Origin of the sequence: Kocuria tytonis (assembly GCF_003226895.2) — a bacterium.
Taxonomy (GTDB): domain Bacteria; phylum Actinomycetota; class Actinomycetes; order Actinomycetales; family Micrococcaceae; genus Kocuria; species Kocuria tytonis.
On sequence record NZ_PNJG02000001.1, the window covers coordinates 667921 to 694232 of the forward strand.

The 26312-nt window shown below is 70.3% G+C and carries 23 protein-coding genes and 2 tRNA genes; 12 read left to right on the forward strand and 13 right to left on the reverse strand.

The genetic code is table 11. The features are described 5' to 3' along the window. Positions 1-2 precede the first annotated feature (2 nt). Together C1C97_RS02965 and C1C97_RS02970 are read right to left on the reverse strand one after the other, a co-directional pair. Positions 3-1880, reverse strand: coding sequence for an acetolactate synthase large subunit (locus C1C97_RS02965; RefSeq protein ID WP_110919965.1), 1878 nt, complete (start codon positions 1878-1880; stop codon positions 3-5). 321 nt (positions 1881-2201) lie between these two features. Next, positions 2202-3179, reverse strand: a complete 978-nt coding sequence (locus C1C97_RS02970; protein ID WP_121029930.1) for an NAD(P)-dependent oxidoreductase — start codon at positions 3177-3179, stop codon at positions 2202-2204. Between the two features lie 164 nt (positions 3180-3343). On the opposite strand from C1C97_RS02970, the gene C1C97_RS02975 reads away from it, so the two are divergent. Beyond that, positions 3344-3416, forward strand: a tRNA-Lys gene (locus tag C1C97_RS02975). 106 nt (positions 3417-3522) lie between these two features. Here C1C97_RS02975 and C1C97_RS02980 read toward each other — a convergent pair. Further along, on the reverse strand, positions 3523-4008 hold the full coding sequence (locus C1C97_RS02980; RefSeq protein WP_110919963.1) for a MarR family winged helix-turn-helix transcriptional regulator: 486 nt from the start codon (positions 4006-4008) through the stop codon (positions 3523-3525). A gap of 281 nt (positions 4009-4289) precedes the next feature. Here C1C97_RS02980 and bcp point away from each other — a divergent pair, with 281 nt between their 5' ends. The 8 genes from bcp to C1C97_RS03020 all read left to right on the forward strand — a co-directional run bounded on the left by bcp (position 4290) and on the right by C1C97_RS03020 (position 12128). Then, positions 4290-4763 (forward strand): thioredoxin-dependent thiol peroxidase, encoded by a 474-nt coding sequence (gene bcp, locus C1C97_RS02985; RefSeq protein ID WP_121029931.1) that lies wholly within the window; start codon positions 4290-4292, stop codon positions 4761-4763. 157 nt (positions 4764-4920) lie between these two features. Further along, positions 4921-5002, forward strand: a tRNA-Leu gene (locus C1C97_RS02990). 57 nt (positions 5003-5059) lie between these two features. After that, positions 5060-6667 carry an ABC transporter substrate-binding protein gene (locus C1C97_RS02995; protein WP_121029932.1) on the forward strand — a complete coding sequence of 536 codons (1608 nt, stop codon included), beginning with the start codon at positions 5060-5062 and terminating at the stop codon, positions 6665-6667. 115 nt (positions 6668-6782) lie between these two features. Then, positions 6783-8267: a malate:quinone oxidoreductase gene (locus C1C97_RS03000; protein ID WP_121029933.1), complete on the forward strand. Its 1485-nt coding sequence runs from the start codon at positions 6783-6785 to the stop codon at positions 8265-8267. A 249-nt stretch (positions 8268-8516) separates the two neighbouring features. Next, positions 8517-8912, forward strand: coding sequence for a MarR family winged helix-turn-helix transcriptional regulator (locus C1C97_RS03005; protein ID WP_233542682.1), 396 nt, complete (start codon positions 8517-8519; stop codon positions 8910-8912). 153 nt (positions 8913-9065) lie between these two features. Further along, complete coding sequence (locus C1C97_RS03010; RefSeq protein WP_121029935.1) at positions 9066-10145, forward strand: YihY/virulence factor BrkB family protein; 1080 nt, start codon at positions 9066-9068, stop codon at positions 10143-10145. Between the two features lie 205 nt (positions 10146-10350). After that, positions 10351-11448, forward strand: a complete 1098-nt coding sequence (locus tag C1C97_RS03015) for an S-(hydroxymethyl)mycothiol dehydrogenase (RefSeq protein WP_121029936.1) — start codon at positions 10351-10353, stop codon at positions 11446-11448. Further along, entirely contained in the window at positions 11445-12128 is a 684-nt protein-coding gene (locus C1C97_RS03020; protein ID WP_121029937.1) for an MBL fold metallo-hydrolase, read from the forward strand. Before C1C97_RS03015 ends, C1C97_RS03020 begins: the two co-directional genes overlap by 4 nt. A gap of 114 nt (positions 12129-12242) precedes the next feature. Here the strand turns inward: C1C97_RS03020 and C1C97_RS03025 are convergent, their stop codons facing one another. The 4 genes from C1C97_RS03025 to C1C97_RS03040 all read right to left on the reverse strand — a co-directional run bounded on the left by C1C97_RS03025 (position 12243) and on the right by C1C97_RS03040 (position 18620). Continuing rightward, complete coding sequence (locus C1C97_RS03025) at positions 12243-13532, reverse strand: MFS transporter (protein ID WP_233542683.1); 1290 nt, start codon at positions 13530-13532, stop codon at positions 12243-12245. A gap of 9 nt (positions 13533-13541) precedes the next feature. Beyond that, on the reverse strand, positions 13542-16799 hold the full coding sequence (locus C1C97_RS03030) for an AAA family ATPase (protein WP_233542684.1): 3258 nt from the start codon (positions 16797-16799) through the stop codon (positions 13542-13544). Further along, positions 16796-18031, reverse strand: a complete 1236-nt coding sequence (locus C1C97_RS03035) for an exonuclease SbcCD subunit D (RefSeq protein WP_110919955.1) — start codon at positions 18029-18031, stop codon at positions 16796-16798. Before C1C97_RS03035 ends, C1C97_RS03030 begins: the two co-directional genes overlap by 4 nt. Positions 18032-18323: 292 nt before the next feature. Then, the gene (locus C1C97_RS03040; RefSeq protein ID WP_147406039.1) at positions 18324-18620 is read right to left on the reverse strand and encodes a hypothetical protein; all 297 of its coding nucleotides are present in this window, start codon (positions 18618-18620) and stop codon (positions 18324-18326) included. 10 nt (positions 18621-18630) lie between these two features. Here C1C97_RS03040 and C1C97_RS12135 point away from each other — a divergent pair, with 10 nt between their 5' ends. The 3 genes from C1C97_RS12135 to C1C97_RS03050 all read left to right on the forward strand — a co-directional run bounded on the left by C1C97_RS12135 (position 18631) and on the right by C1C97_RS03050 (position 21336). Beyond that, on the forward strand, positions 18631-19116 hold the full coding sequence (locus tag C1C97_RS12135; protein WP_147406040.1) for a DUF6318 family protein: 486 nt from the start codon (positions 18631-18633) through the stop codon (positions 19114-19116). A 317-nt stretch (positions 19117-19433) separates the two neighbouring features. After that, on the forward strand, positions 19434-20213 hold the full coding sequence (locus tag C1C97_RS03045; RefSeq protein ID WP_121029938.1) for a PKD domain-containing protein: 780 nt from the start codon (positions 19434-19436) through the stop codon (positions 20211-20213). 34 nt (positions 20214-20247) lie between these two features. Further along, on the forward strand, positions 20248-21336 hold the full coding sequence (locus tag C1C97_RS03050) for an ADP-ribosylglycohydrolase family protein (RefSeq protein ID WP_121029939.1): 1089 nt from the start codon (positions 20248-20250) through the stop codon (positions 21334-21336). Between the two features lie 201 nt (positions 21337-21537). Here the strand turns inward: C1C97_RS03050 and C1C97_RS03055 are convergent, their stop codons facing one another. Genes C1C97_RS03055 through murI form a run of 6 tightly spaced genes read right to left on the reverse strand, consistent with a single transcriptional unit; the run spans position 21538 to position 26268 of the window. Next, positions 21538-22119, reverse strand: a complete 582-nt coding sequence (locus C1C97_RS03055; RefSeq protein ID WP_110919692.1) for a 3'-5' exonuclease — start codon at positions 22117-22119, stop codon at positions 21538-21540. 40 nt (positions 22120-22159) lie between these two features. Continuing rightward, entirely contained in the window at positions 22160-23020 is an 861-nt protein-coding gene (locus C1C97_RS03060) for a phosphotransferase (protein WP_121029940.1), read from the reverse strand. Between the two features lie 3 nt (positions 23021-23023). Then, positions 23024-23704: an RdgB/HAM1 family non-canonical purine NTP pyrophosphatase gene (gene rdgB / locus C1C97_RS03065; RefSeq protein ID WP_121029941.1), complete on the reverse strand. Its 681-nt coding sequence runs from the start codon at positions 23702-23704 to the stop codon at positions 23024-23026. Then, positions 23694-24500: a ribonuclease PH gene (gene rph, locus C1C97_RS03070; protein WP_233542685.1), complete on the reverse strand. Its 807-nt coding sequence runs from the start codon at positions 24498-24500 to the stop codon at positions 23694-23696. The genes rdgB and rph overlap by 11 nt, the downstream gene beginning before the upstream one ends. 10 nt (positions 24501-24510) lie before the next feature. Further along, entirely contained in the window at positions 24511-25350 is an 840-nt protein-coding gene (locus C1C97_RS03075; protein WP_121029943.1) for an MBL fold metallo-hydrolase, read from the reverse strand. Positions 25351-25374: 24 nt separating this feature from the next. Beyond that, positions 25375-26268, reverse strand: coding sequence for a glutamate racemase (gene murI, locus C1C97_RS03080; protein WP_121029944.1), 894 nt, complete (start codon positions 26266-26268; stop codon positions 25375-25377). Between the last annotated feature and the right edge of the window lie 44 nt (positions 26269-26312).

Sequence of the window (26312 nt, forward strand, 5' to 3'; positions counted from 1 at the left end):
GGTCAGTCCTCCGTCTTCCACTCGGGAGTCATGTTGCGGGCGATCTGGATCTGGTCGTTCGAGACGCCGGAGGGCACCATGGGCCACACCATCGCGTTCGCCGAGACCACGAAGTCGATCACCACGGGGCGGTCGTTGATCTCGAGCGCCCGCTCGATCGTCGCGTCCACGTCCTCGTCCTTCTCGCACCTCAGCGCGGCGCAGCCGTAGGCCTCCGCCAGTTTCACGAAGTCCGGGACGCGCCGGGAGTCGTGGCCGGTGTCCAGCTCGGTGTTGGAGTAGCGACCGTCGTAGAACAGGGTCTGCCACTGCCGCACCATTCCCAAGGAGGAGTTGTTGATCACGGCCACCTTGATGGGGATGTTGTTGATCACGCACGTGGCCAGTTCCTGGTTGGTCATCTGGAAGCAGCCGTCGCCGTCGATCGCCCAGACCACGCGGTCCGGCTGGGCCACCTTGGCGCCCATGGCCGCGGGCACCGCGAATCCCATGGTGCCCAGCCCGGAGGAGTTCAGCCACTGCCGCGGACGCTCGTACGCCACGAACTGCGCGGACCACATCTGGTGCTGGCCCACGCCCGAGACGTACACGGCCTCCGGTCCGGTCAGCGCCGAGATCCGTTCCACCACGTACTGGGGGCTGCCGTGACCGTCGTCGGTGCGGGTGTACCCCAGCGGGTAGGTCTCGCGCAGGGACTCCAGCGCCTCCCACCACGTGCTCAGCTCCGGGGCCTCCCGGTCCTGGAACTCCTGGCGCACCGCCTGGGTGAGATCCGGGACCACGTACTTGAGGTCGCCCACGATGGGCACGTCCGCGACCCTGTTCTTGGAGATCTCGGCGGGATCGATGTCCGCGTGGATCACCTTGGCGTGGGGGGCGAACGTGTCCAGCTGCCCGGTCACCCGGTCGTCGAAGCGCGCTCCCAGGGTGATGAGCAGATCCGCCTGCTGCAGGGCGTACACCGCGGGCACCGTGCCGTGCATTCCCGGCATGCCCAGGTTCTGGCGGTGCGAGTCGGGGAAGACACCGCGTGCCGTGAGGGTGGTGACCACCGGCGCGCCGGTGAGTTCCGCGAGCTCCAGCAGCTCCGCCGCGACGTCGGCCCGCATGGCCCCGCCACCGGTGTAGAGCACCGGGCGCCGGGCCGCCGCGATCAGCCGTGCGGCCTCCCTGATCTGCTTCGAGTGCCCCCGGGTGACGGGCCGGTACCCGGCCAGCTCCACCTCGGGCGGCCAGCTGAACGTCATGGTGGCCTGCTGCGCGTCCTTCGCCACGTCCACCAGCACCGGCCCGGGGCGTCCCGTGGACGCCAGGTGGTAGGCCTCGGCCAGCACGCGGGGGATGTCCTGCGCGTCGGTCACCAGGTACGAGTGCTTGGTCACCGGCATGGTCATGCCCACGATGTCCGCCTCCTGGAAGGCGTCGGTCCCGATGGCCGAGCTGGCCACCTGACCGGTGATCGCGAGCATCGGGATCGAGTCCATGTTGGCGTCGGCCAGGGCCGTGACCAGGTTGGTGGCTCCGGGCCCGGACGTGGCGATGCACACCCCCACACGGCCCGAGGCCAGTGCGTACCCCTCGGCGGCGTGACCGGAGCCCTGCTCGTGGCGCACCAGGATGTGATTGATCTTCTCGGTGTCCAGCAGGGGGTCGTAGGTGGGCAGGATCGCACCACCCGGCAGCCCGAAGACGTCCGTGACACCGAGCAGCTCGAGGGAGCGGATGATCGCTTGGGAACCGGTCATCTCCTCGGGTGCGACGACCTCCGCCGCGGTCCCCGTCAGCCGGACCGTGTCCGAGTCCGCGGACTGGGAGGTCGGAGCCGACGGCGCGCGCCGCTGGGCCATCACCGCCGGTGAGATCGGCTGATCCTTGCTCATGGTGCTGTGTCCTTACGTGCTGTGCTGTGTGGGGTGCCGGGACGGGGTGGTGCCCGGCGGAACGTGCCGGTGGGCGGTTGCAGTACATGAAAAAGGCCCCTGCCACGGATCTCGTGGGCTGAGGGCCTGTCGGGTACGCGCTGGTGTACTCCTCAGGCCCGGGGTCCGATGAGGACGACCGGTAGGAGGATGACGACGCCGCGCACTGCCGAATTCATACCCTCATGGTGTGGTGCAACGAACCGGCGTGTCAAACTTCGGACACCCTGTCTCACATCATGGAACCCGGGTCCCGGTCCGAGAATGCACTCTCGGGGCCGGTCACCCACCCAGGCGGAGCCGGCCCGGCTGCACCAGGAACCGCGGCGGGCGCCCCGACCGGATCAGGGCAAGCTGCTCGAGCATCAGCGTGCGCATGCGCGGGCGGAAGGACGCGTTGGAACCGCCCACGTGGGGAAGGACGATGGAACCCGCCGCGCCCATCAGGGGATGGTCACCGGGCAGCGGCTCCGGCTCCACCACGTCCAGTGCGCAGCGCAGCCTGCCCGCCGTCACCTCGGCGGTGAGGGCCTCGGTGTCCACCACGGCGCCGCGGCCCACGTTGACCACCAGTGCGTCGTCCGGCAACCGGGCCAGGACAGCACCGTCCACGAGACCCTCGGTGCTGTCGGTGCGGGGAAGAGCCAGCACCAGGACGTCGGTGCGGGGCAGGATCTCCCCCAGCTCCGCGACCCCGTGCACGTGCCCCGAGGCGTCGTCCCGCGCGGTGCTCGCCACGCGCGTGAGCGCCACCTCGAAGGGCTCGAGCCTGGCCGCCACCGCCCGTCCGACCTCCCCCGCTCCCACCACCGTGATGCGGGAGTCGGCCACGGACCGGGAGAAGAAGGACCGGTAGACGCCCTCGGCCTGCTGCCGCACGGCGCGAGCCAGGTCCCGCTGGGCGGCGATGATCAGCCCCAGGGCGATCTCCGCGGTCCCGGCGGCGTGCACCCACCCGCCGGCCGCGAGTGCGGTGTCCGAGCCGATGAGCTCCGGGACGCCGTCGTACCCGGTGGACTGCAGCTGCAGCAGCGAGACGGTGTCGAGCACGGAGGGGTCCGTGCGCCACCGGCCGCTGCCGTAGGGTGCCACCGCGATGTCCACCTCCTCGCGGGCGCAGCCCTCCGGCTCACCCTCCAGATCCCACAGCACGCAGCGGAACCCGGTGGCCGCCGCGCTGATCTCGTCGTACAGCTGCTGCTCGGGCAGCGAGACGACGTGCAGGGCACTCAGCGGGACCTCGGGGGACGGGCGACTCATGGCACCGATTCTATGGCGCCCACCTCCCGCGGCGCCGCACGAGCGGAAGCATCACGACGGTGCGGTGACCCGATTTGACTCCCCCTCCCGGGATGCTAAAGTTGTCTCTCGTTGCGAGGGAGAAGGCAGGGCCCGAGAGACCGCCGGTGAACTCGTCGACACACGCGCCTCTAGCTCAATTGGCAGAGCAATTGACTCTTAATCAATGGGTTCAGGGTTCAAGTCCCTGGGGGCGCACCCGCAGAAGAACGAGGGCCGGATCACCGTGGTGATCCGGCCCTCGTTCTTTCGCGTGCCGCGGCGGATGTCCCGATCGCATGCCGGGCGCGGGGCCAGCCGGCCGTCAGCCGGTGCGAGACGTCCGTTCGGAGTCCGCGCAGGCCGCACGGTCCTCCTGGACCTCCTTGCGGTCCCTGGCGTCGCCGAGCGTGGAGATGATGTCCACCAGTCTGCACCGCAACTGCTCGTCCGCCTCGTGGGACCCGCCGAGCAGCCCCTGCTCCAGACGGGCCGCGTCCGCGAGCACCTGCTCCCCCGCCCGTGAGATCGCGACCACGTGGGAACGCCGGTCCCGCTCGCTCTTGGCGCGCGTGACGTGCCCGTGGACCTCGAGCCGGTGCAGTGTCTTGCCCATGGTCTGCGCCTGGACCCGGATCCGCTGCGCCAGCTGCGCCTGGGTCATGCTTCCCTCCGACTGCAGCACGTCCAGGGCCATGACACCCGCGTGGGTGATCCCGAGGGACGCGAGGTCCTCGTTCCACGCGTGCTCCACCAGGCGCGCTGCGGTGGACAGCAGACGGTTCGTGGGCCAGTGGTTCTTGTACGACATAGGCTGACTGCATCCGCTCGACGTGATCCGGGTTCATGACTGGAAACCGACCGTGGAGGCGGGTTCCGTGCCCCGGGTGCACCGCTCGTCCTGGTGTGCAGGGGATCTGGACCACACAGCGGAGAGGGGCGGGACGAGGACGTGCGGTGTGCCCGGGGCACGTGCCGACGTCCCGTGCGTGCGCCGCGAACCATGCGCGGCGAGCGCTGTCTGCACCCGAGCATCATACGTGAGGACGCATCATTAGGGAACATCTGTCACCACACCGGAAGGACCACGTCATGGCCCGTCGCCTGACTCCCGGCCAGCAGGCCCCCCTCTTCACCCTGCCGGATGCGCAGGGCAGTCCCGTGTCCCTGCAGGACCTGCGGGGGACCAGGGTGATCCTCTACTTCTACCCGCGCGCGGCCACCCCCGGGTGCACCACACAGGCGTGCGACTTCCGCGACAGCCTGTCCTCCCTGGCCGCCGCCGGGTACCGGGTGCTGGGCGTCTCCCCCGACGCGCCCCACGCCCTCGAGCGCTTCGCCGCGGCGCAGCGGCTCGGATTCCCCCTGCTCTCGGACGAGGACCACCGGGTGGCGGAGTCCTACGGCGCGTGGGGCGAGAAGAAGAACTACGGAAAGGTCTACGAGGGACTCATCCGCTCCACGGTGGTCCTGGACCGCGACGGCGTGGTCGAACTCGCGCAGTACAACGTGCGGGCCAAGGGGCACGTGGCCAAGCTCCGCCGCGACCTGGGGCTCGGGGCCTGACCCGGCGGCGTCGCCGGGTGACGCCCGGGTCCCGACCCGTTGCCCCGACGCGTCCGCCGCGGCGAGTGCCGCCGGGGCCGGGGCGGATCCTCCGACTAGTATGGTGGACGATCTCGGGTGGGCCGGTGAACGCCCGCGGGCCCGGACCCCGGTGACTGCGCGAGTGGTGGAACTGGTAGACACGCAGGATTTAGGTTCCTGTGCCTCACGGCGTGCGGGTTCGATTCCCGTCTTGCGCACCGTGCTGCTGCGTACCCCCGTGCAGGAGCCGACCACGGCGGCAGAAAGGGTGCGCGGTGACGCCTGAGAACCGATTCGGACGGCGCGCGTTCCTCGCGGCCACCGGGCTCGGACTGACCCTGGCCGGCTGCGGGGACCGTCAGGACCGGCCTCGGGACACCCCCTCCGTCCCCAGCGCCAGCTTCGTCCTCGCGCACGCCGCCGCTCCGGTCGGACTGGACCCCTCCCGCAGGAACTCGCAGGAGACGTCCCGGATCTCCGCCCAGGTGCTCGAGGGACTCGTGAGCGCGGACCGCTCCACGGGTGAGCCCGCACCGGGTCTCGCGGAGTCCTGGCAGCTCGCCGACGACCGCCGTTCCGTGACCTTCACGCTCCGCCAGGGGGTCGTGTTCCACGACGGCACCCCCTTGGACGCCGCAGCCGTGAAGGCCAACTTCGACAAGTGGCGCGCCCAGGCCGAGTCCGCCGAGCCGTGGGCGCCGCAGTGCGCGTTCGCCACCACGTTCCGTCACGGCCACCCCGGGTCACTGACCTCCTCGTGCTACAGGAACACCGTGGTCAAGGACGAGCGCACCGTGGTCCTGGAGCTCACGCGCCCGTACACCCCGCTGCTCACGGCCCTGACCCAGCCCGCGTTCGGGATGGCCTCCCCCGCCAGCATCCAGGCGGGCACCGAGGACGAGCACCCCGTGGGCACGGGACCGTTCCGCTTCGGCTCCGCGTCCGCCACGTTCGTGAAGCTGCGCGCCAACGAGCGGTACTGGGGGCAGCTGGGGCAGGTGGGCAGCCTCGAGCTGCGGGTCGTCCCGGAGGCGCAGGTGCGCTGCGCCGCGCTGCTCACGGGTGAGGTGGACGCGTACGACCTCGTGGGGCTGGACGAGTTCGCGCCGCTCGCGCGCAAGGGCGTCCAGGTGCTCTACCGGGATCCGTACTCGGTCTCGTACGTGGGACTGAACCGGAACGTGCCGGTCCTCAGGGACGTCTCCGTGCGCCGGGCCGTGGCCGCGGCCGTGGACCGCGGCGTCGTGGCCAGGACCATGTTCCCCAACGGCACCAACGTGGCCGACCAGTTCGTCCCGGCGCGCTTCAACGTGGACGGCGAGGACCTGCAGATCCCGCGCTACGACCCCCAGCACGCCAAGGACCTGCTGAAGGCCAGCTCCTACCGGGGCGAGAAGCTGAAGTTCTACTATCCCCGCCGGACCTCGCGCATGTACCTGCAGGAACCCGAGCGCGTCTACGCACAGCTCTCCGCGCAGCTCACCCGCGTGGGGTTCCACGTGGTTCCCGTTCCCATCGACTGGGAGCAGGGGTACGTGGACGCCGTGACCGATCCCGCCCGTGACCACGCCCTCAGCCTGCTGGGCTGGAGCGGCAGCTTCCGGGACCCGGACAGCTTCATGGGCCCCCTGCTGGGCACGCCCCGGGCCCGTCTCGGTGACGACGACGCCGGGTTGCTGACCGCGGTCAACCGCGCCGCCGCCATGCCCTCGGGGGATGCGCGCACCACCGCCTACAAGACGCTCAACGACCGCGTCTCCGCCGTGGTTCCCGCGGTCCCCCTGGCCCACCCCGTCTCGGCGGTGGCCGTGAACTCGCGGGTGGTCGACTTCCCCCTGACCTCCACGGGGTTCGAACGGTTCAACGAGCTGCGACTGGCCTGATCCCCTCCGCCGCGCACCCCGCGAACGCATTGGGAGTTGACCGGGGCTGGGGATACCCTGGAGCACGAACGTCCAGGCGCAGTGCCGCGCCCATCATGCACGCACGGGAGAAAAAGTGACTTCACCTCAGCCCACCGAAACCGCCGATGTGGTCCTCGTCGGCGCCGGCATCATGAGTGCCACGCTGGCCACGCTGCTCAACGACCTCCAGCCGGAGTGGAAGATGGTGGTCCTGGAGCGCCTGGACGCCGCGGGTCTGGAGAGCTCCAACGCCTGGAACAACGCGGGAACCGGGCACTCCGCCCTGTGCGAGCTCAACTACGCACCCCAGGCGGCGGACGGGACCGTGAGCGCGGAGAAGGCGCTGACCATCAACGAGCAGTTCCAGGTCACCCGCCAGCTCTGGAGCTCTCTGGTGGAGAACGGCACCCTGCAGGACCCCAGCTCCTTCATCAACCCCGTTCCCCACGTCTCCATGGTGTTCGGCGCGGACCACGCGGACTACCTGCGCGCCCGCTACGAGGCCTTCAAGCCCCACAAGCTGTTCGAACGCATGGAGTTCACCGAGGACCGCGACGTGATCGCGGAGTGGGCTCCGCTCACCATGCACGGGCGGGGCGCCGGCCGGGTGGCCGCCACGTTCGCCCCCGAGGGCACGGACGTGGACTTCGGCACCCTGACCAACCAGCTCCTCACCCACCTCAAGGGCCGCAACATCACGGTGCGCTACGGCCAGGAGGTCACCACCCTCGAACGCCAGAGCGACGGCTCGTGGCTGGTCTCGGTGGAGGACCGACTCAACAGCGACAACAACCGGGTCATCCGTGCCGGTTTCGTCTTCCTGGGGGCCGGCGGCGGCGCACTGCCCCTGCTGCAGAAGTCGAAGATCAAGGAGGCCAAGGGCTTCGGCGGGTTCCCCGTGTCCGGGCTGTTCCTGCGCAACACGGATCCGTCCGTCACGGCCCAGCACAACGCCAAGGTCTACGGTCAGGCCTCGGTGGGCGCCCCGCCCATGTCGGTGCCGCACCTGGACACCCGCTACGTGAACGGGCGCCGGGCCATCATGTTCGGCCCCTACGGCGGCTTCAAGCCCAACTTCCTCAAGCACGGTTCCCTGCTGGACCTGCCCAAGACCGTGCGGGCGCACAACCTGTACCCGATGACGCGCGCGGGCATGGCCAACCTGGATCTCGTGAAGTACCTCGTGGGTGAGCTCACCAAGACCCGCGCACAGCGCATCGACGCCCTGCACGAGTACTACCCCACCGCCGACGAATCGCAGTGGGACCTCATCGAAGCCGGTCAGCGCGTGCAGGTCATGAAGCGCGACCCCGAGAAGGGCGGCGTGCTGCAGTTCGGCACGGAACTCGTGACCAGTGCGGACGGCTCCATCGGCGCCCTGCTCGGGGCCTCCCCCGGTGCGTCCACCGCGGTGCCCATCATGCTGAACCTGCTCTCCCGCTGCTTCCCGGCCAAGATGTCCGAGTGGGAGCCCCGGATCAAGGAGCTGATCCCGGCGTACGGGCAGAAGCTCAACGACAATCCGCGGCTCGCGGACGAGGTGATGGGCCACACGGCCTCGGTGCTGGGCATCAAGTAGTCCTTCACCGGACCCCGTGGACGGGGCCGCCGCGCACGGTGCGCGGCGGCCCTTTCCCATGTCTGTGCCCCGATGCGAGGACAGGCACCCCGCCCCTGACCACAAGTGTGGACACCCGCGGTCCCATGCGGGCCCATACGCTCTCGTAACATGTAGATAACGTCCATAGGGGGTGGGCGTTGCCAATAGGGGGGAAGTATGACATCTAGGGGGAGTATCGAGGCGTGGGATGCGCTGAGCCGCTGCCACGTGTCCGTGACCCGACAGCTGCAGCGCGACGTGGACCTGCGGGGTCTCTCGCGCCGTGAGTTCGAGGTTCTCGCCACGCTGTACGGTTCGGACCGCGGGGGGCTCAGGCTGCGTGATCTCAACAGCCACGTGCTGCTCACGCAGTCCAGCCTGTCCCGCATGCTCGAGCGTCTCGAGACCAAGGGTCTCGTGACCCGTCGCCAGGACTCGCAGGATCTGCGCGGTGTCCGGGTGGCGCTGACCGACGCCGGGGGCCAGCTCTACGAGCGGATCTCCGCCGACAACGACCAGAAGGTCGCGGACGTGGTGAGTACCGCCCTGGACCCCCAGGAGATCCGGGTACTGACACGGCTCAGTGAGCGCATCCACCAGTACGCGCTCTCGTTGTCCCGGTAGCCTCGACCACGCTCTGCACCGCGCCCGTGACCCGGTCACGGGCGCGGTGACTCGTTTCCGGGCGTAACAGGGCTCCGCCGGGGGTCGGAGTCAGTAAACTACTGTGTGAGGCTGCGTTGTGCAGCCACCGCATCCGCCCCTCGAGAGGACCCCATGACCGCTGAGAACCTGGAGTCCACGGAGGCCCGGGAGGACGCCGCCCCGCACCCGGACCACGACTCCAAACCCGACTCCCCCGCCCAGCTCAAGAGTCAGTCCTGGGGATACATCTTCAAGCGTGCGTTCTCGGAGTTCACCAAGGACGGATGCACGGACCTCGCCGCCACTCTCACGTACTTCGCCGTCCTGTCCGTGTTCCCGGCACTGCTGGCGCTGGTGTCGCTGCTCGGGGTGTTCGGTCAGGGTGAGGCCACCACCAAGGCCATCCTGGACTTCTTGAACCAGTACGCCCCCTCGGCTCTCGTGGAGCTGCTCTCGGATCCCATCTCGCAGCTGACAACGCAGTCCGGGGCCGGTCTCGCGCTCGTGGTGGGTGTTCTGGGCGCACTGTGGACCGCGTCCGGGTACACCGGCGCCTTCGCACGGGCCATGAACCGGATCTACGAGGTGGCCGAGGGTCGCCCGTTCTGGAAGCTCAGGCCCACCATGCTGCTCATCACCCTGGTGCTCGTGCTGATCGTGGCCGCCGTGATGTTCATGGTGCTGCTCTCGGGTGATCTGGCACAGACCCTCGGGGACGCCGTGGGTCTGGGCTCCACCACCGTCACCGTGTGGAACTGGGCCAAGATCCCCGTGATCCTGTTCCTGCTGGTGCTGCTCATCGCCATCCTGTTCTACGCGACCCCCAACGTGAAGCAGCCCAAGTTCCGCTGGATGAGCCCTGGTGCGGCCGTTGCCCTGGTGTTCATGATCGTGGCGGGCCTCGCCTTCGCCTTCTACGTGGCGAACTTCGCCAAGTACAACGCCACCTACGGCGTCATCGGCTCCGTGATCATCCTGCTGCTGGGACTGTGGATCATGAACAACGTCCTGCTGCTCGGCGCCGAGGTGGACGCCGAGCTGGAACGCGGCCGCCAGCTGCAGGGCGGCATCCGGGCCGAGCAGACCATCCAGCTGCCGCCCCGCGACACCACCCAGGTGAAGAAGCTGCGGGACAAGGAGGAGAAGCTCGAGGCACAGGGGCGCAAGATCCGGCTGCGCACCGAGCACGTGGACTACTCGCAGGACACCTGAGCCGCGCAGTGCCGGTCACCGCGGTGACCGGATCCGGGGCCCGCACGGTCAGACCGTGCGGGCCCCGTTCCCGTCCGCGAGCCGGTGCCGAGCGGCGTCGTTTTCCTCGCGGGGCGAACGGGTCCGCGGCTGCGGTGCGCCCGGGACGACCCACCGCGCATACTGGGAACGACAGGCAAGCGAGCACGATGACGGAGGCAATTGCATGCACAAGGTCAAGGGCGTAGTGGTCAGGGCCAAGAACGGGCCCGCAACCGTGGAGACCATCCTGGTCCCCGATCCGGGGCCCGGTGAGGCACTGGTGGACGTGCTCACGTGCGGTGTGTGCCAGACGGACCTGCACTACAAGGTGGGCGGCGTGGGGGACGACTTCCCGTACCTGCTGGGCCACGAGGCCACCGGCGTGGTCAGCGCCGTGGGCGAGGGCGTCACCGAGGTGTCCGTGGGCGATCACGTGATCCTCAACTGGCGCGCCGTGTGCGGGGAGTGCCGCGCATGCCGACGTGGCGAGCCGTGGTACTGCTTCGACACGCACAACGCCACCCAGAAGATGACCCTGGAGGACGGCACCGATCTGGAGCCCGCACTGGGCATCGGCGCCTTCACCGAGAAGACCCTCGTGGCCGCCGGGCAGTGCACTCCGATCGACACCACGTTGCAGGACGAGCAGTACGCCGCGGTGGGTCTGCTGGGCTGCGGCGTGACCGCCGGGATCGGCGCGGCCATCAACACCGGTGCGGTCAAGCGCGGTGAGTCCGTGGCCGTGATCGGCTGCGGCGGTGTGGGCACCGCAGCGGTGGCCGGTGCCGCCCTGGCCGGTGCCACCACCATCATCGCCGTGGACGTGGACGACGAGAAGCTGGGCACCGCTCAGCGCCTCGGGGCCACGCACGTGATCAACTCCCGCTCGGCGGATCCCGTGGCCGGGATCCGGGAGCTCACCGGCGGCCACGGCGCGGACCTCGTGATCGACGCCGTGGGCGTGGCGGACACCTTCATGCAGGCGTTCCGGGCCCGTGACCTCGCGGGCCGCATGGTCCTCGTGGGGGTGCCGGATCCGGGCACCGTGGCGGAGATCCCGCTGGACGAGGTCTTCTCCCACGGCGGTTCCATCAAGTCCGCGTGGTACGGGGACACCCTGCCGTCGCGCGACTTCCCGATGCTCGTGGACCAGTACGTCCTGGGTCGCCTGGACCTGGACGCGTTCGTCTCCGAGCGCATCGCCCTCGACGACGTCGACGCGGCCTTCGAGACCATGAAGTCCGGCAAGGTCCTGCGCTCCGTGGTGGAGCTCGACCGATGACGCGGCAACCGAGCACCGTCCTCACCGATCCCCGCGGTGGCGTGACCGTGCAGAACTGCGTGACCGAGGGGACCTTCAGCCTGGACGGCCAGACCTGGGACGTGGAGAACAACGTGTGGGTCGTGGGCAACCAGGCCGAGTGCGTCGTGATCGACCCCGCTCACGACCCCGACGCCGTGCTCGCCGCGGTGGGTGGGCGCACGGTGACCCACGTGCTGCTGACCCACGGCCACGACGACCACATCAGGGCGGTCCGGGAGTTCGTGGAGCGGGCCGGAACCGACGCACCCGTGATGATGAACCACGAGGACCTCATGCTGTGGCACAGCGTTTACCCGGAGGGTTCCGAGCCCGAGCCGCTGCGGGACGGGCAGGAGATCACTGCGGGAACCGTGGCCTTCACGGTCCTCGCAACCCCCGGGCACTCCCCCGGGTCCGTGGTGTTCCACGCCCCGGATCTCGGGGAGCACGGCGTGGTGTTCACCGGCGACACCCTGTTCCAGGGCGGGCCCGGCGCCACGGGGCGGTCCTTCTCGGACTTTCCCACCATCATCGAGTCCATCGACAAGCGGTTGTTCACGCTGCCGGAGGACACCCTCGTACTCACGGGCCACGGTGATGCCACGAGCATCGGCGAGGAAAAACCCCATCTGGGGGAGTGGATCGCCCGGGGCCACTGAGTCCGCCCGGGGCTTACTGGTGCCTCCGGGCACCGTGAGCCCCGATGCCGCCGCCCGGGCCGGGTGCCACGCGAACCCGGCCCGGGCGGCGTCGTCGTACCGGTCGGTGTGAACTCAGATCCTGGGCTCGGGGCCGGGCGCGCGGCGCAGGCCGTAGCTGAAGAGCAGTGCGGAACCCAGCAGCAGCATGGCCGCGCCCACGGGAGCCATGGCGGCGGACATGTAGTCGTAGTGCACACCCAGGTAGGCGCACACGATCAGGCCCAGCGCGGTGGCGGCTCCCGTGACCACGTTCATGAGCGCCACCAGACCGAGGTAGCCGTGGGCCATGTCCACCTGGCCCGCGGAGCTGTGGATGCACAGCAGACACGGGCCCGAGAAGAAACCCACGGCCAGGAGAACCACCGAGTACCCCAGGGTGCCCGAGGGGCCGGACAGCAGCATGGAGGTCAGCAGGGCGCCGGTGGCCACCAGCACCCACATGTTGACCGCGGTGACGCGGTGCCGGAAGCGCACGGCCAGGGTGGATCCCACGGCCGCACCGAAACCCAGCAGCGCGTACATCACGCCCATGCTCGCCACGGTGTCCAGGGACACCGAGTAGACGGCCAGGCACCCCTGGGCCGCTCCCAGCAGGGCGTTCAGCGCGCCGATCCCGTACAGCAGCCCGTGGCGCAGCCGGTAGCCGGCGCGCTGCTGCGTGCGGGTGGCCCCGCGGTCACGGCGCCACAGCATGATCGGCCTGTTGGCCTGGGGGTGGCGGGCGGAGGGGTGGAGCACGAACAGGGCCATGATCACCACGGACAGGACCGCGGACATCCGCAGCACCGAGGACGGGCCCGCCACCACGGCCAGCAACCCCGTGAGGGCTGCACCCAGCACCGTGGCCAGTGCCTCGTTCACGGATTCCCGCCGCATCGCCGCGCTGAACGCCTCGGGGCGCCCTTCGCCCTCGAGCACCGAGGCCCAGCGGAGCCGGGCGGCGAGCCCCATGGGCGCCAGGGACAGTCCCGCCACGAAGAACGGGACGAACACGGGAGCGGCCTCCGAGACGGTGGACATCACGGGGACGTCCACGCCGGAGAGCTGCCACATCACGACGCCCTGGACCACGGAGACCGCGGCCAGCGCCCACAGGCGCCACCTCACGGTGGCGAACAGGGCCATGCCCAACCCGCACACGGCCATCCCGAGGCAAAGCGCCGCGGACGCTAGGGCCGCCGCCCACGCGGAGGAGGCCGAGACCGCGATCCACGTGAGAACGCCCAGCGGGGCCATGATCTGGGGCAGCCGCAGCAGCAGGGTGATGACCCCGAGCTGCTGGTCGCTGCGGACCCGGCGCGCACGCGGGGTGAGTGCGTCGACGACCCTGTCCTCGGCCGACGGATGGAGCGCAGTGTTCACGAGCTCAGCCTACGCGGGGGTCCACCGGCCCGCGGTGACCTCCAGGTGTGAACCCTGGGGTGTCTTGACGACCCGCAGCTGGGTGTCGATGCGCTGCTTCATCTCGCTCACGTGGGACACCACACCGATCACCCTGCCGTCGCGGCGCAGCCCGTCCAGGGTCTCGAGCACCTGTTCCAGTGTCTCCTCGTCCAGGGACCCGAATCCCTCGTCCACGAAGAGCGTGTCGATGTCGCGACCTCCCGCTTCCGCGCGCACCACATCCGCGAGGGCCAGCGCCAGCGCCAGCGACGTGAAGAACGACTCGCCCCCGGACAGGGTCTCGGTGCCCCGGCGGGCCCCGGTCCACGAATCGTCGATCTCGAGTCCGAGGCCGGACTTGCCGCCGCCCCGGGTCTCGTCCGTGTGGACGAGCGTGAACCGCCCCGAGGACATCCTCGCCAGGTGCTCGGAGGCCACGGCGGCGACCTGCTCCAGCTTGGCCGCGAGCACGAAGGAGGTGAGGGTCATCCGCAGGGAGTTCTCGGGGGACGTGGCCGTTGCGACGTCCGCCAACCCGCTCATGCGCACCGACCGGTCACGGGCACGCCGGTAGGCCTCCTCGTGTCCCGGCACCTGGTCCGCGCAGGAGGTGATGTCCGCAACGAGTGCCTGCAGTCCGCCGAGTTCTCGGGTGAGCCGGTCCCGGAGCGCTTCGCGTTCGGCGCTGTCCGCCACGGCCCTGGTCACGGCCTCCTGCGTGCACTCGCCTCGTTCCTCGGGCGTGAGGCGACCCACCCGCTGCATGTCGTGCGTGGCGAGTTCGGCGTCCACTGCCGCCTGCTCCCGGTGCCGCGACTCGAGCCAGGCCGTCCATTCCGCTGCGCGTGACGACTCCAGCAGTGCATCGGCCACGTCCTGCGGGCTCTGGAACGGCGACGCGTCCAGGGCTCTGCGCAGAGCCTCCTGCGCGGCACGGTCCTCCAGCCGCGCCGCGTCCAACGCGCGCTGCTCCCGCTCCAGCTCGGTGACGGTGCGCACGAGGTTCTCGGCCCCGTCCAGGAATGCCGTGGCCGTGGCGAAGCCCCGCAGCTGCTCCGTCACGTCCCGGCGCTCCCGGACACAGCGCTGCTCCAGGAGCTCGGCACGGCTGCGCGCCCCGGCCGCCTCCGTGCCCAGGCGGTGGCTCTCCCCTTCGACCGCGACCACGCGTTCACGCGCCCCGGCGATCTCCGCAACGTTCCGGCTCAGCCGCTCGAGCCGCTCTTCCAGCTCCGCTTCGGCCCGCTGAGCCAGGCGTGCCCGTTCCACGACGGCCTCGAGGTCGGGGTCCGCTCCGCGCGCCAAAGCCTCCGCTGCCGCCCGCTGCGCCTCCCGCCACACGGCGTGCGAGCGGTCCACCGTGCTCTGGGCCGCTTCCCGCTCGGCCCGTGCGCCGTCCAGGACGGCGGCGGTGACCTCCGAGCCGCTCCCGGATGTCGCCGGCTGCGGATGCGCCGTGGATCCGCACACAGGGCACGGCTCTCCGGCGGTCAGCTCTCCCGCGAGGGTGGCCGCGGCATGGGCGTACCTCCGGGTCTCCAGTTCCTCCACGCGGTTGGCCGCGGCGCGACGTGCCGTCTCGTCCCGCTCGTAGTCCCGCGCGCGTTCGGTCTCGAGAATCCGTGCCCGTTCGTACTCCCGGCTCGCGGTGACGGCCTGCTGACACGTGCGGGCCCGTTCCCGGACGAGGGCCTCGTCCCTGGTGCTGGCGGTCAGCTCCTCCCGGACCTGCTCGCAGGCGGCCAGCTCCTCCCGTGCGGCGACCAGCTCCGCTCCCGCCCGCTGCGTCCGCGCCTCCAGATCACGGATCCGCTCCCGCTCGCGCTGCGCCTCGGCCCGGTCCTCCTCCAGGGCTTGCTCGCGGTCCACGAGGCTCCGCGCGGTCTCGCGAGCGGCCACGGCGGCCTCGTGCAGACCGTCCGGCACGGCAGTGTCCTCCTGGAGAGCGTCCAGCAGGTCCCCCCGCGACTCCAGGACCTCGCGCCCCGCCCGTCCGGTGTCCGTGTCCGCCGCGAGTGCGCGCCGCAGCCGGGACACGGTGGCCTCGTGATCCACTACCCGCTCCGCTGTTCGTCGGGCCGCCTCCAGGACCTCCTGGAGATCCTGCGCAGCCGCGTGCTCACGCAGTCGTCGTTCCGTGGTCTCGACCCGGTCCGCATCGCGCGCGAGCTCTTTCCTGCGCTCCGTCAGGATCTGGTGCCGGGACACGACATCCCGCATGGCTTCCAGTCGTGTGACGCGCCGCTGGGCCTCGGTGTGTGCCGCTGCCGCCCGGTCGCGCGCGTGGCCCACCTCTTCCACGAGGTCGCGACCCTCGGACGTCAGCCGGCTCCAGCGCTGGAGCGCCTCCGCGCGCGGGTTCTCGGGTGCGGACACCTCCCCCGCGTGCCGCGGTGTTTCCCCCGGATCTTCCGCCGCGCTCGGGTGGGACTGGGCCGTCGCGGTTGCATCGGCGTGCCGTTCCGGGAGCGGGCCATCGTCCGGCACTCCGTCCCCCGACGACGCCGTCCCGGCACCCGGGACGTGGCACCGGGCGGCTTCCGGCAGCTGCGTGCGCGCCCGCACCAGGCGCTCCCGGAACCGTTCCAGCAACTCGTCGGTGCGGTGCACCTCGGCCTCGGCCGTTCGCAGCTCCGTGCGGGCGTCGTCCGCCCGTGCCTTGAGCTCCTCCTGAATCTCGGCGTAGACGTCCGTCCCGAACAGCTTCTCCAGCAGCTCCTCGCGTTCCTTGGAACCCGCCTGGAGGAAACGGGCGAACTGCCCCTGGGGAAGCATCACAACCTGGGTGAACTGCTCGCGGTCCAGCCCCACCGCGTGATGGATCAGCTGTCCCACGTCATCCGGGCGGTAGCCGCGCTCCACCCATTCACCCTGGGCGTGTTCCCGCAGCAGGACCGTGGCGTGGCGGTCGCTCCAGCCCGACGCCGCGCGCTTGGACGGTTCACGCCAGGCGGGGGTGCGGCTCACGTGCCAGCGCCGTCCGCCGGCGGTGAACTCCACCTCCACGCGAGGGCCGGTGTGCGGATCGGCGTGGTCGCTGTGCTGGGCCTTGCGTCCGCCCTTGGCCGCCGTGGTGGGTCCGGAACCGTAGAGCGCGAAGCAGATCGCGTCCAGGACACTCGTCTTGCCGGACCCGGTCTCCCCGTTCAGCAGGAACACGCCCGCCTCGTTGAGGGTGTCGAAGTCGATGGTCTCGCGTCCGGCGAACGGTCCGAACGCGGTGATCTCCATGCGGTGCAGCTTCACTGGGTGGCTCCTCTGTCCTGCACTGCGGCGACGGCGCTGGCCATCTCAGCCGCTTCCTCCGGGGAGAGGGCACGCCGGCGCACGTGTTCGAAGAACCGGGCGCACAGTTCCTCGGGGCTTGCGACATCCGCCACTCGCGCGCCGTATGCACGGGGAGTGAGGGTCTTGCCGCCCTCCGGCTCCCAGCGCAGTTCCACGGTGCGGGGGAAGCGGGTCCGGATCCGCTCCATGGCCGCGGCAGGTCTTTCGGCATCCGTCAGGACCACCTGGCACCACGCGTCCTCCGCCCCGGCCAGATCCGGATCGCCCAGCAGGGCTTCCAGGGCACCCTTCAGCCGGGACAGTTTCAGGCCCGCCGCGTGGTCCAGGGCCGTGACCTCACGGGCCCCGTCACCGTCCACGGCCACGAGCCACGCGCCCTTGGGGTGGCCGGCCTCCGAGAACGAATAGGCCACGGGCGAGCCGCTGTAGCGCACGGCGTCCGTGATGCGCTGCCGCCGGTGGATGTGCCCCAGCGCCGCGTACTCGTGGTTCGTGAAGATGTCCGCGGACACCGTTCCGAGCCCGCCTGAGTCCACGATCCGCTCCGAGTCCGTGGTCTGGGATCCCGTGACGAAGGCGTGCGCCATGACCACGGACGCAGCGACACCGCGGCGCTGCCGGTCGGCATCGATGCGCTCCATCACCGCACCGAGCACCGCCTGGTGGGTTGGTGCGCAGTCCAGCACGGTCGCCGCGGCGCGGGGTTCGAGGTACGGGATGCCGTAGACGGCCACGGTGGAGCTGGCCGGCACAACCCCTCCCGCAGGGGCGGCGAGAGTCCCGTCCGCTGGACCGTGCGACGTCGTACGGCACACCACGCCTCCGTTCCCCCGGGGCGAGAACAGCACGGGTCGTGCGGCGTCCGCGAGCGCGGTGAGCAGGTGGACCCCGCCGTGGGACATGATCCGGGAGCCGAAGCCCAGCCGGGCGGGCGAGTCGTGGTTGCCGCTGGTGAGGACCACGTGCGCCCCGGCCGCACGGATGTCCGCGAGAGTGCGGTTCAGCAGCTCCACCACCTCGGTGCGCGGCTGGGCGCGGTCGTACACGTCCCCCGAGACCAGCACCACGTCCACCGTGTGCTGCTCCACCCACCCCACGATCTCCGCCATTGCGCGGGCCTGGAGGTCCAGGATGTCCACGCCGTGGAAGGTACGGCCGAGGTGCCAGTCGGAGGTGTGCAGGAACAGCATGGGGTCAATGTAACGGGCGTCTCGGACACCCGCAGCGATCCCGGACGGAGGTGTGCAGCGTGGATGGTCGCGGTGACCCGCGCGGCCGAGCCGCTGTGCGACGCCGTCGCACCGGGGCCGCCACGGCACGTCCCCTGATTGCAACAAGCGCGAATATTGCGGTGCCGTTCCCCGCCGCAGGGGGCCTCTGACCAGCGGTCATGCAGGTGCATGTTCTGCGCTGTCCACAATTGCCCGGTCGGCGGCCCGTGCGCGCGTTCGGGGTCCTATGCTCTGGGAAATGTCCGGTACGTCACACCGGCATCACGACACAGGGGGAATTCATGGGGATGCCGCACGCGAGATCGACCAGAGGAGCTTTCACGGCAGCGGCCCTGGCCTGCTGCGCCGCTCTCCCGTTGGCCGGTTGCGGGACCGGGGAGACCGGTGCGGGTTCCAGCGGCAGCCCTTCCGCGTCCGTCTCCCCCACCCGGTCCGCCGACGCCGCCTCCACGAGCACCCAGGCATCCTCACCGAGCGCTTCAACCGATGCGAGCACCACCGCGCTGCCGGAGGACTGGCGCCCGGAGGAGCCCACGGTTCTCGCCACCGGGCAGAAGGTGCCCGACGACTACGAACCCGCCACCCTCGAACACCCCGCCCGCAACGTCCCGAAACCCGTCATGCCCGCCGAGGCGAGCGAGGAGACCGAGGCGGGCGCGCAGGCGTTCCTGAACTACCGGGCGGATGCGCAGTGGTACTCAATTCAGACTGGTGATACGTCACTCATTCGGGAAGTGACGTCGACGGACTGCGTAGAATGCACAAAACAATATAACCATTTCGACACAATTTATAGCAAGGGGCATTGGGGCGCAGGTGGTCATGAGATTGAAAAAATAGCAGATGATTCGTTCGCAAAAAGGGCCGATGGCGGGTACAACCTACCTGTAGCCATAAAAAGTTCTGGGTTAATCGTGGTCAAAAATCGGCGGATTACTGAACGCCAAGAGCCCTTTAATTTAAGTGAACGTTTCGACACCTACGTCTATTACGAGTCCGGTACGTGGAGATACCTTACGGCCTCGCCGCGGGGGTCGATGTAGTGAAGAATCTGAGCAGAATAGTTTTTCTCGTCTTTGTGATTCTTTCAATGGCAGGCCTTGGCCCATCATGGGCCGAGGATGCAGATCCCCCAACAGGCTTTGGTGCGGCCCGCGCCGAAGGCGGTATAGACTCTTCGGCTTCTGCATTGGGCGCAATGATAAATTTAAAAGTTTCGGAGCGCTATGCGTCAGGTGAAACAGGTTTTCGAGCTACCGGTGCCAAACAAGATCAAGGCAATAAATCACAGTCAGCCGCGATTATTGCATGGAATCCCGACACCGACCCCGCATTTCAGAAGGCCCTGCGGGATCGCCTCATGTCCGACGACGACTCCATCTTCTTCAACGCCCGGCTCATGGACACCGCCAAGAACAAGACGGTCTACGGTCTGCAGGATCCGTGCACGGATGACAAGGGCGCGGCGCTGAAACGCTGCCGAGCCGCGCAAGAATGCACCGACGACTCCGGGACTGCCGGGGTGAACATGGACATCGTGGTCGGCGGTGCCTCGGAGGGTTCGCGCTCGGCACGCGGCACGCAGATGTGTGTGGCCGACGCCCAAGCGGCGGACGCCGACGACAGTGGCTATGTGCCCCTTCCCGTGTTCACGCTCGAGGACTTCCAGCGCCTGGCCGTGGCGCCGGCCGAGAACCACGTGCAACCCGCGCCGGACACCCTGAAGAACATGAACACGAACGTGTTCGCCGTGGCGCAGCCCCAGACGTTCACCACCACCCTGGGGGGCTATCCCGTGGCGGTCCGCGCGTATCCGGTGCAGTACACCTGGAACTACGGGGACGGAACCACGCTGGGCCCCACACCGCTGAGCGGCGCGCCGCTGCCGGACGGCGCGTGGGACGTTCCCACCGACACCTCGCACGTCTACGCGAGGACCGGGGACTACTCCGTCACCCTGACCACCTCGTTCTACGGGGAGTACAACATCGCGGACACCGGCTGGCAGCCCGTGGCCGGCTACAACCAGGTGGTCTCCCCCGCGGTCGGGCTGAGCGTCTGGCGCGCCACCGTGCACAATGTCGCCGACGACTGCCGCAGCAACCCCGCGGGTGTCGGCTGCCCCGGTGGCACCCGCTGACGGACTGGCCCGCGGCACTTCCTACACTGGAGGCATGACTTCAGTGCCCGAACCCGAACTGTTGGACCGCGACCGCGGACTGGACGCGTCGGCGGCGGACTATCCCATCTTCGTCCGCAGCGTGGTGCTCGCGCCGTGGTCCGTGCAGCCCCGGGCCGGTGCGGGCGAGGCGACCCAGCTCGCGGCCCGCACGGTGAACGCACTCAACGAGGTGGCCCGGTGGGCGAACGACGGGCAGGCGGCGGACCCCACGGCCTGCGCATGGCTCTCCTACCTGCGCTGGGCCGTGGCCAACGGTGCGCACCTGTTCGACGACGCCCCGCACCCTCCCGCAGACGACTTCGACCGGGACTTCCCCCTCCTGGCCCGGCCGGGTGAGCACGCGGGTGACAGCTTCACCGCCCTGGCCACGGGCCGGCTCGGCGAGGTGGCCCGCCCCGTCCTGCCCCTGGGGGGAAGCCCTGAGGTGCTGGCTCGCACGGCTCCGTACGGACTGCTGCCGAACATCGGGTGGAAGTCCCTCGTGGCCCTCGCCGTGGATTCGGCTGCCATCACCCACGGCAGTGCCGAGGCGCAGACCGCAGCAGCCGGCATGGCCCTCGCGGTCCACGCGGCATTCCGCGCGAGGGACACCGGCGCTGCCCTCGGGCACGTGGTGGCGGAGACGAGGCGTGTCTGCGCCCTGATGACCCGACCGGCACCCGTCACGCGCGATCTCCTGGCACGGTGCTGTGACGCCCGCTCGCGGGACGCCCTGCTCGACACCTCGACTACTCCGGAGGGCCAGCACGCGGCGTCGCACGCACTGGCCCTCGGGTTCGCGGCCGTCCTGCACGCCGCAGATGAGCACCCGGGCCACCCGGCGGGTTCCGGCGACGGCATCGCGTCTCGCGCGCTGGTTGCTCTTCCCAGGGAATCGGCGACGCTGGAGGCGGCGCGGACCGTGGCCCTGACCGTGGCCGCAGCCCGCTGGGGACTCGACGCCGCGTCAGATGCCCCGGCCACCGATCCCGTGGCCGCGTCCGAGAAGACGAGGGCGGACACCACCGCCACCGGGGAACGGGATGTCCGCGCGGAGCTGCTGATCCTCGCGCGGGAGTGGAACGCCCGCTGGCGTCCCTGAGTCAGCGTCCCACCCGATCGCGCCGGTCTCCCCCGGGCTTGCGAGCGGGGTCGAGGCCGACCCGCGCTCCGGACGCCGCGTGCGGTAGGTCCCAGGGCAGGGGCCCACCTGTCGTGGGCCGCCGCGCAGGGACCCGTCCCGTCGTGGGTCCCACGGCAGGGTCCACGCCGTGCAAGAGCGGTGCGTGACGCCGCCCGTGGCCTAGAGCTCGGCCCGCTGCATCCGCACCCCGTAGTGGGCGGTGAGCTCCGCCATGCTCCGGGCCCCGCTGCGGCGGGCGAGATCCAGCACGATGCCCGCGCACGCCAGCGAGTCGCTGAGCGCATTGTGGTGGTCCACCACTTCCGCCCCCGCCGCGCGGGACGCCGAGGGCAGCGCGTAGGAACGCAGGGAGTACGCCGCGCGGGAGAGTCGCAGGGTGCACGCGTACTCCCAGGGTCGCGGTCGCCCCCCGCAGGCGTGGTTGGCGGCCTTGATCACCCCGGTGTCGAACACGGCGTTGTGGGCCACCAGCACGGCATCCGGGTCCGAGGGGGCGATGTTCTCGCACATCCAGTCCCAGAGCCGGTCGAAGGTGGGCGCACCCGTGACGTCCGAGGGTCGGATGCCGTGGATCCGCACGTTGCCCGCCTCGAACGCGTCGTGACCCACCGGGGGCCGGATGAGGGAGTACCGGGTGTCGACCACCTCGCCGTCCCTGACCCTGACCACCCCCAGGGCGCATGCGGAGGCAAGGCTGCGGTTGGCGGTCTCGAAGTCTATGGCGGTGAAGCTGACGGGCACCGTTACAGGGTAGGGGCCGTCTCAGACACGTCGGCGCCGGTCAAATGGCGGCCATGGCCCGCGTCTCGTACCAGGCGTCGGCCTTCTCCACCGCCTGCCGCACCTGGGCGGTGTCGAGCTCGTGGTGCAGCGCGTACGCGACGGCCTGCAGCGGGAAGATCCGGGCATGCAGGCGGGCGCGCTCGAAGCTCCGTTCATCCACGGCCCCCCGCACGCTGCGCCACCCGAACCACAGACCGAGGGACGCGACGTCGTACGCGGGGTCGCTCAGGCATGCGTGGTCCCAGTCGATCACACCCACGAGGCGATCTCCCTGCCACAGCATGTTGGAGCCCATGAGATCCCCGTGCACCAGGTGCGGCTCGGCGGTGTCCAGTGCCACGAGGTCCTCGATGGCCTGCATGGCCCGCGCGCGGTTGCGCGGCAGCAGCCGCGGGAGGACCTGTTCCAGCAGGACGTGGCGCCGGCGATGACCGCCCCAGTGCTGCCCCGGACGGTCGAGCCACGGTTCTGCGGCACGAGCGTCCGCGTCCCGGAGCTGCTCGAGGACCCGACGCAGCTCCCGGGGGTCCGCCGAACCGGGGGCACGCGGCGCACCGGGAATCCAGGTCATGCCCACTGCCGTGTAGCGTCCGTCCCGCACCACGGGGGTGAGGGGACGGGGCACCGCGAAGTCGAACTCCGGCAGCCGCGCCAGGGCGCGCGTGCGCCTGCGGACGTTCTCCCCGGACGTGGGGTTCTTGGCGATGCGCACGCTCATCACGTGGCCCGCGTTGACCACGATGTGCGCGGAACCTCCCGCGTGCAGCTCCCACTCCGAGCGGTCCACGTGGACACCGGCCTCCACCAGGACCGCTTCCACGGCTCCGGCGAAGGGGAGGTAGCCACACGCGAACGTCACGGGTCAGGCCTCGTGCCCCGGATCACTGACACGGGCGGGTGCGGTGGTCGCGCCGTTCTCGCGGAGCAGTTCCACCAGGAGCGGCAGAATGGCCTGCATGGCCCGCGCCCGGTGGCTGATCCGGTTCTTGTGCTCGGGGCTCAGCTGTGCGCAGCTGCGGCCGTCCTCCCCCTCCGGGGCGAAGACGGGGTCGTAGCCGAACCCGTTCTCACCCGCGGGCTCCGTGAGGATCCATCCGGGCAGCTCCCCGAGCACCACGTGCTCGGCACCGCCCGGGTCCACCACCGCGGCCGCGCACACGAACCTCGCGCGCCGGTTCTCGGGCGCGATGTCGTGCAGCTGGGCGAGCAGCAGCTCCAGGTTCGCGGCGTCGTCGCCGTGGGTGCCGGACCAGCGCGCGGAGAAGATGCCGGGTGCCCCGCCCATCACGTCCACCGCCAGTCCGGAATCGTCCGCGAGCGCGATCAGACCCGATTCCGCCGCGGCCGCCCGGGCCTTGAGCAGCGCGTTCTCCTGGAAGGTCACCCCGGTCTCGACGACGTCGCTCAGCCCCGCCGCCCGCGCGTCCACCACCGCGGTGGGATCCGTGATCCCCGCGTCCGCGAGCATGGCCCGCAGCTCCCGGACCTTGCCCTGGTTCTGGCTTGCGAGCACCACACGGGCGCCCCGCGGTTCACCGGTCACGGGTGGTCTCCAGGGTCTGACGCTGGATCTCCGCGAGCTGTGCGCACCCCGCCACCGCGAGGTCCAGCAGGGAGTCCAGCTCGTCCCGGCGGAACGGAACGCCCTCCGCCGTGCCCTGGACCTCCACGAAGTCGCCGGAGCCGGTCACCACCACGTTCATGTCCGTCTCGGCGCGGACGTCCTCCACGTAGGGCAGGTCCAGCATGGGCACGCCGTCGATGATCCCCACGGACACGGCGGCCACCGAGTCGGTCAGCGGATTCACCCGGGGCTTGAGGACACCGTTCTCGTGGGCCCACGTGATGGCCTCGGCGAGCGCCACGTACGCGCCCGTGATGGAGGCGGTACGCGTGCCGCCGTCGGCCTGCAGGACGTCGCAGTCGAGCACCACGGTGTTCTCGCCCAGCGCCTCGAGGTCGATGATCGAGCGCAGGGACCGGCCGATCAGCCGGGAGATCTCGTGGGTGCGACCGCCGATCTTGCCCTTGACGGACTCGCGTGCGGAGCGGGTGGAGGTGGCCCGGGGGAGCATGGCGTACTCGGCTGTGACCCAGCCGCGCCCCTGCCCCTTGAGCCAGCGGGGCACGCCCTCGGTGAGGGACGCGGTGCACAGCACCCGGGTGCCGCCGAACTCGATGAGCGCGGAGCCCTCCGCCTGCTCGGACCAGCCGCGGGTGATCGTGATGGGCCGCAGCTCTGCCACCGCCCGGCCGTCCGCGCGGACCACGCCGGATGTACCCGCGCCCTCCCCGGTGTGCTGTGCCGAGGAATGTGCCGGATCGGTGGGCGAAGTCATGCGGATCAGCCTAGTCTCCGGGCCCCGCGGGTGACAACGCGTCGAACGAACGATCGGTCGGCCCGGCGACGTCGTAGGTGGTGGCCACCCGCGCCACGGACACGGCTCCGTGGTACACGCCCGCGGCCTCCGCCTCCGTGGTCCGCGGATCGTTCCACACGGGCAGGTGCGTGAGCAGCAGCCGACGCGCACCCGCGGCGTCGGCGGTCTCACCGGCGCGCCTGCCCGTGAGGTGGATGCCGCGCAGGTGGTCTTCCCGGCCCTCCTCGTACGCGGCCTCGCACAGGAACACGTCCGCGTCCCGGGCGGCGCTGACGAGCTCGTCGCACGCGTCGGTGTCCCCGGAGTAGGTGAGGACCTCGGTGCCGTTCGGACCCCGGTACTCCACGCGCAGCGCGAAGGGCTCGGGGCACGGGTGGTTCACCGCGTGGGGCGTCACCGTGAACGGCCCCACGGTCACGGACCGCCCCGCCTGCCACACGTGGAAGTCGAACTCCGTGTCCATGGAGTGCTCCGCGGGGAGCATGTGCAGCTGGTTGAGGTATCCCGGGAGCATGGACGGCCCGTAGACCGGGATCCGCGCCCCTCGCCAGCCCCGGGGATCCCACTTGACCGCCACGTGCAGCCCGCCCACGTCCACGCAGTGGTCCGGATGCAGGTGGGAGAGCATGATGGCGTCGATGGTGTGCAGGTCCACGTAGCGCTGCAGGGCCCCCAGTGCGCCGTTGCCCATGTCCAGCACGATCCGCCACGTGCGTCCGGCCGCGTCCTCCCCCGTCACCAGGTAGCAGGAGGCCGGCGAGTCCGGTCCCGGGAAGCTGCCGGAGTTACCGACCACGGTGAGCAACATGGGTATGGCCTTTCTGCCGCCGGCTCAGCGCTGAACCGGGTGGATCGTGGCGAGGGAACCGGTGGGGTACTGCTCGGCCACCGATGCGGCGTGCCGGACGCGGACCACCTCGGGGCCCAGGAAGCGCTGGGCGAGACCCTCGAAGCTGACGGGGTCCCCCGTGGCCAGGAACTCGTGGTGCGGGGCGAGCCGCGGATCCCGCTCGAGCCCGTGGTCCATGAGGGAGCGGTAGACGTCCCGGGCGGTCTCCTCCGCGGAGGAGACCAGGTTCACGCTCTCGCCCATCACGTAGGAGATCACCGCCGTGAGCAGCGGATAGTGGGTGCACCCGAGCACGAGGGTGTCCACCCGCGCGTCCTTGAGCGGCTGCAGGTACTCCTGGGCGGTGCGCAGCAGCTCCGGGCCGGTGGTCACACCGCGCTCCACGTACTCCACGAAGGCGGGGCACGCCACCGAGGTGATGTCCAGCTGCGGCGCGGCCGCGAAGGTGTCCTCGTAGGCGCGGGACCCGATGGTGGCCTCCGTGCCGATCACGCCCACCCGTCCGGTGCGCGTGGTGGCCACCGCGCGGCGCACCGCGGGCTGGATCACCTCCGTGACGGGGATGTCGTACCCGCGGGTGTAGCGCTCGCGGGCGTCGCGCAGCACCGCGGCGGACGCGGTGTTGCACGCGATCACGAGCAGCTTGACCCCGGAGTCCACGAGGTCGTCCATGATGCGCAGGGCGTTGGAGCGCACCTCGGCGATCGGCAGCGGCCCGTACGGTCCGTGGGCGGTGTCCCCCACGTAGAGGATCTCCTCGTGGGGCAGCTGGTCGATGATGGAGCGCGCCACCGTGAGCCCGCCCACACCCGAGTCGAACACCCCGATGGGGGAGTTGGGATTCGGGCCGGTGGGACGTTCGCGCTCAGCATGCATACCGGAAAACTGTAGTGCGTCCCGCGGGGCGTCCGGCACATGAG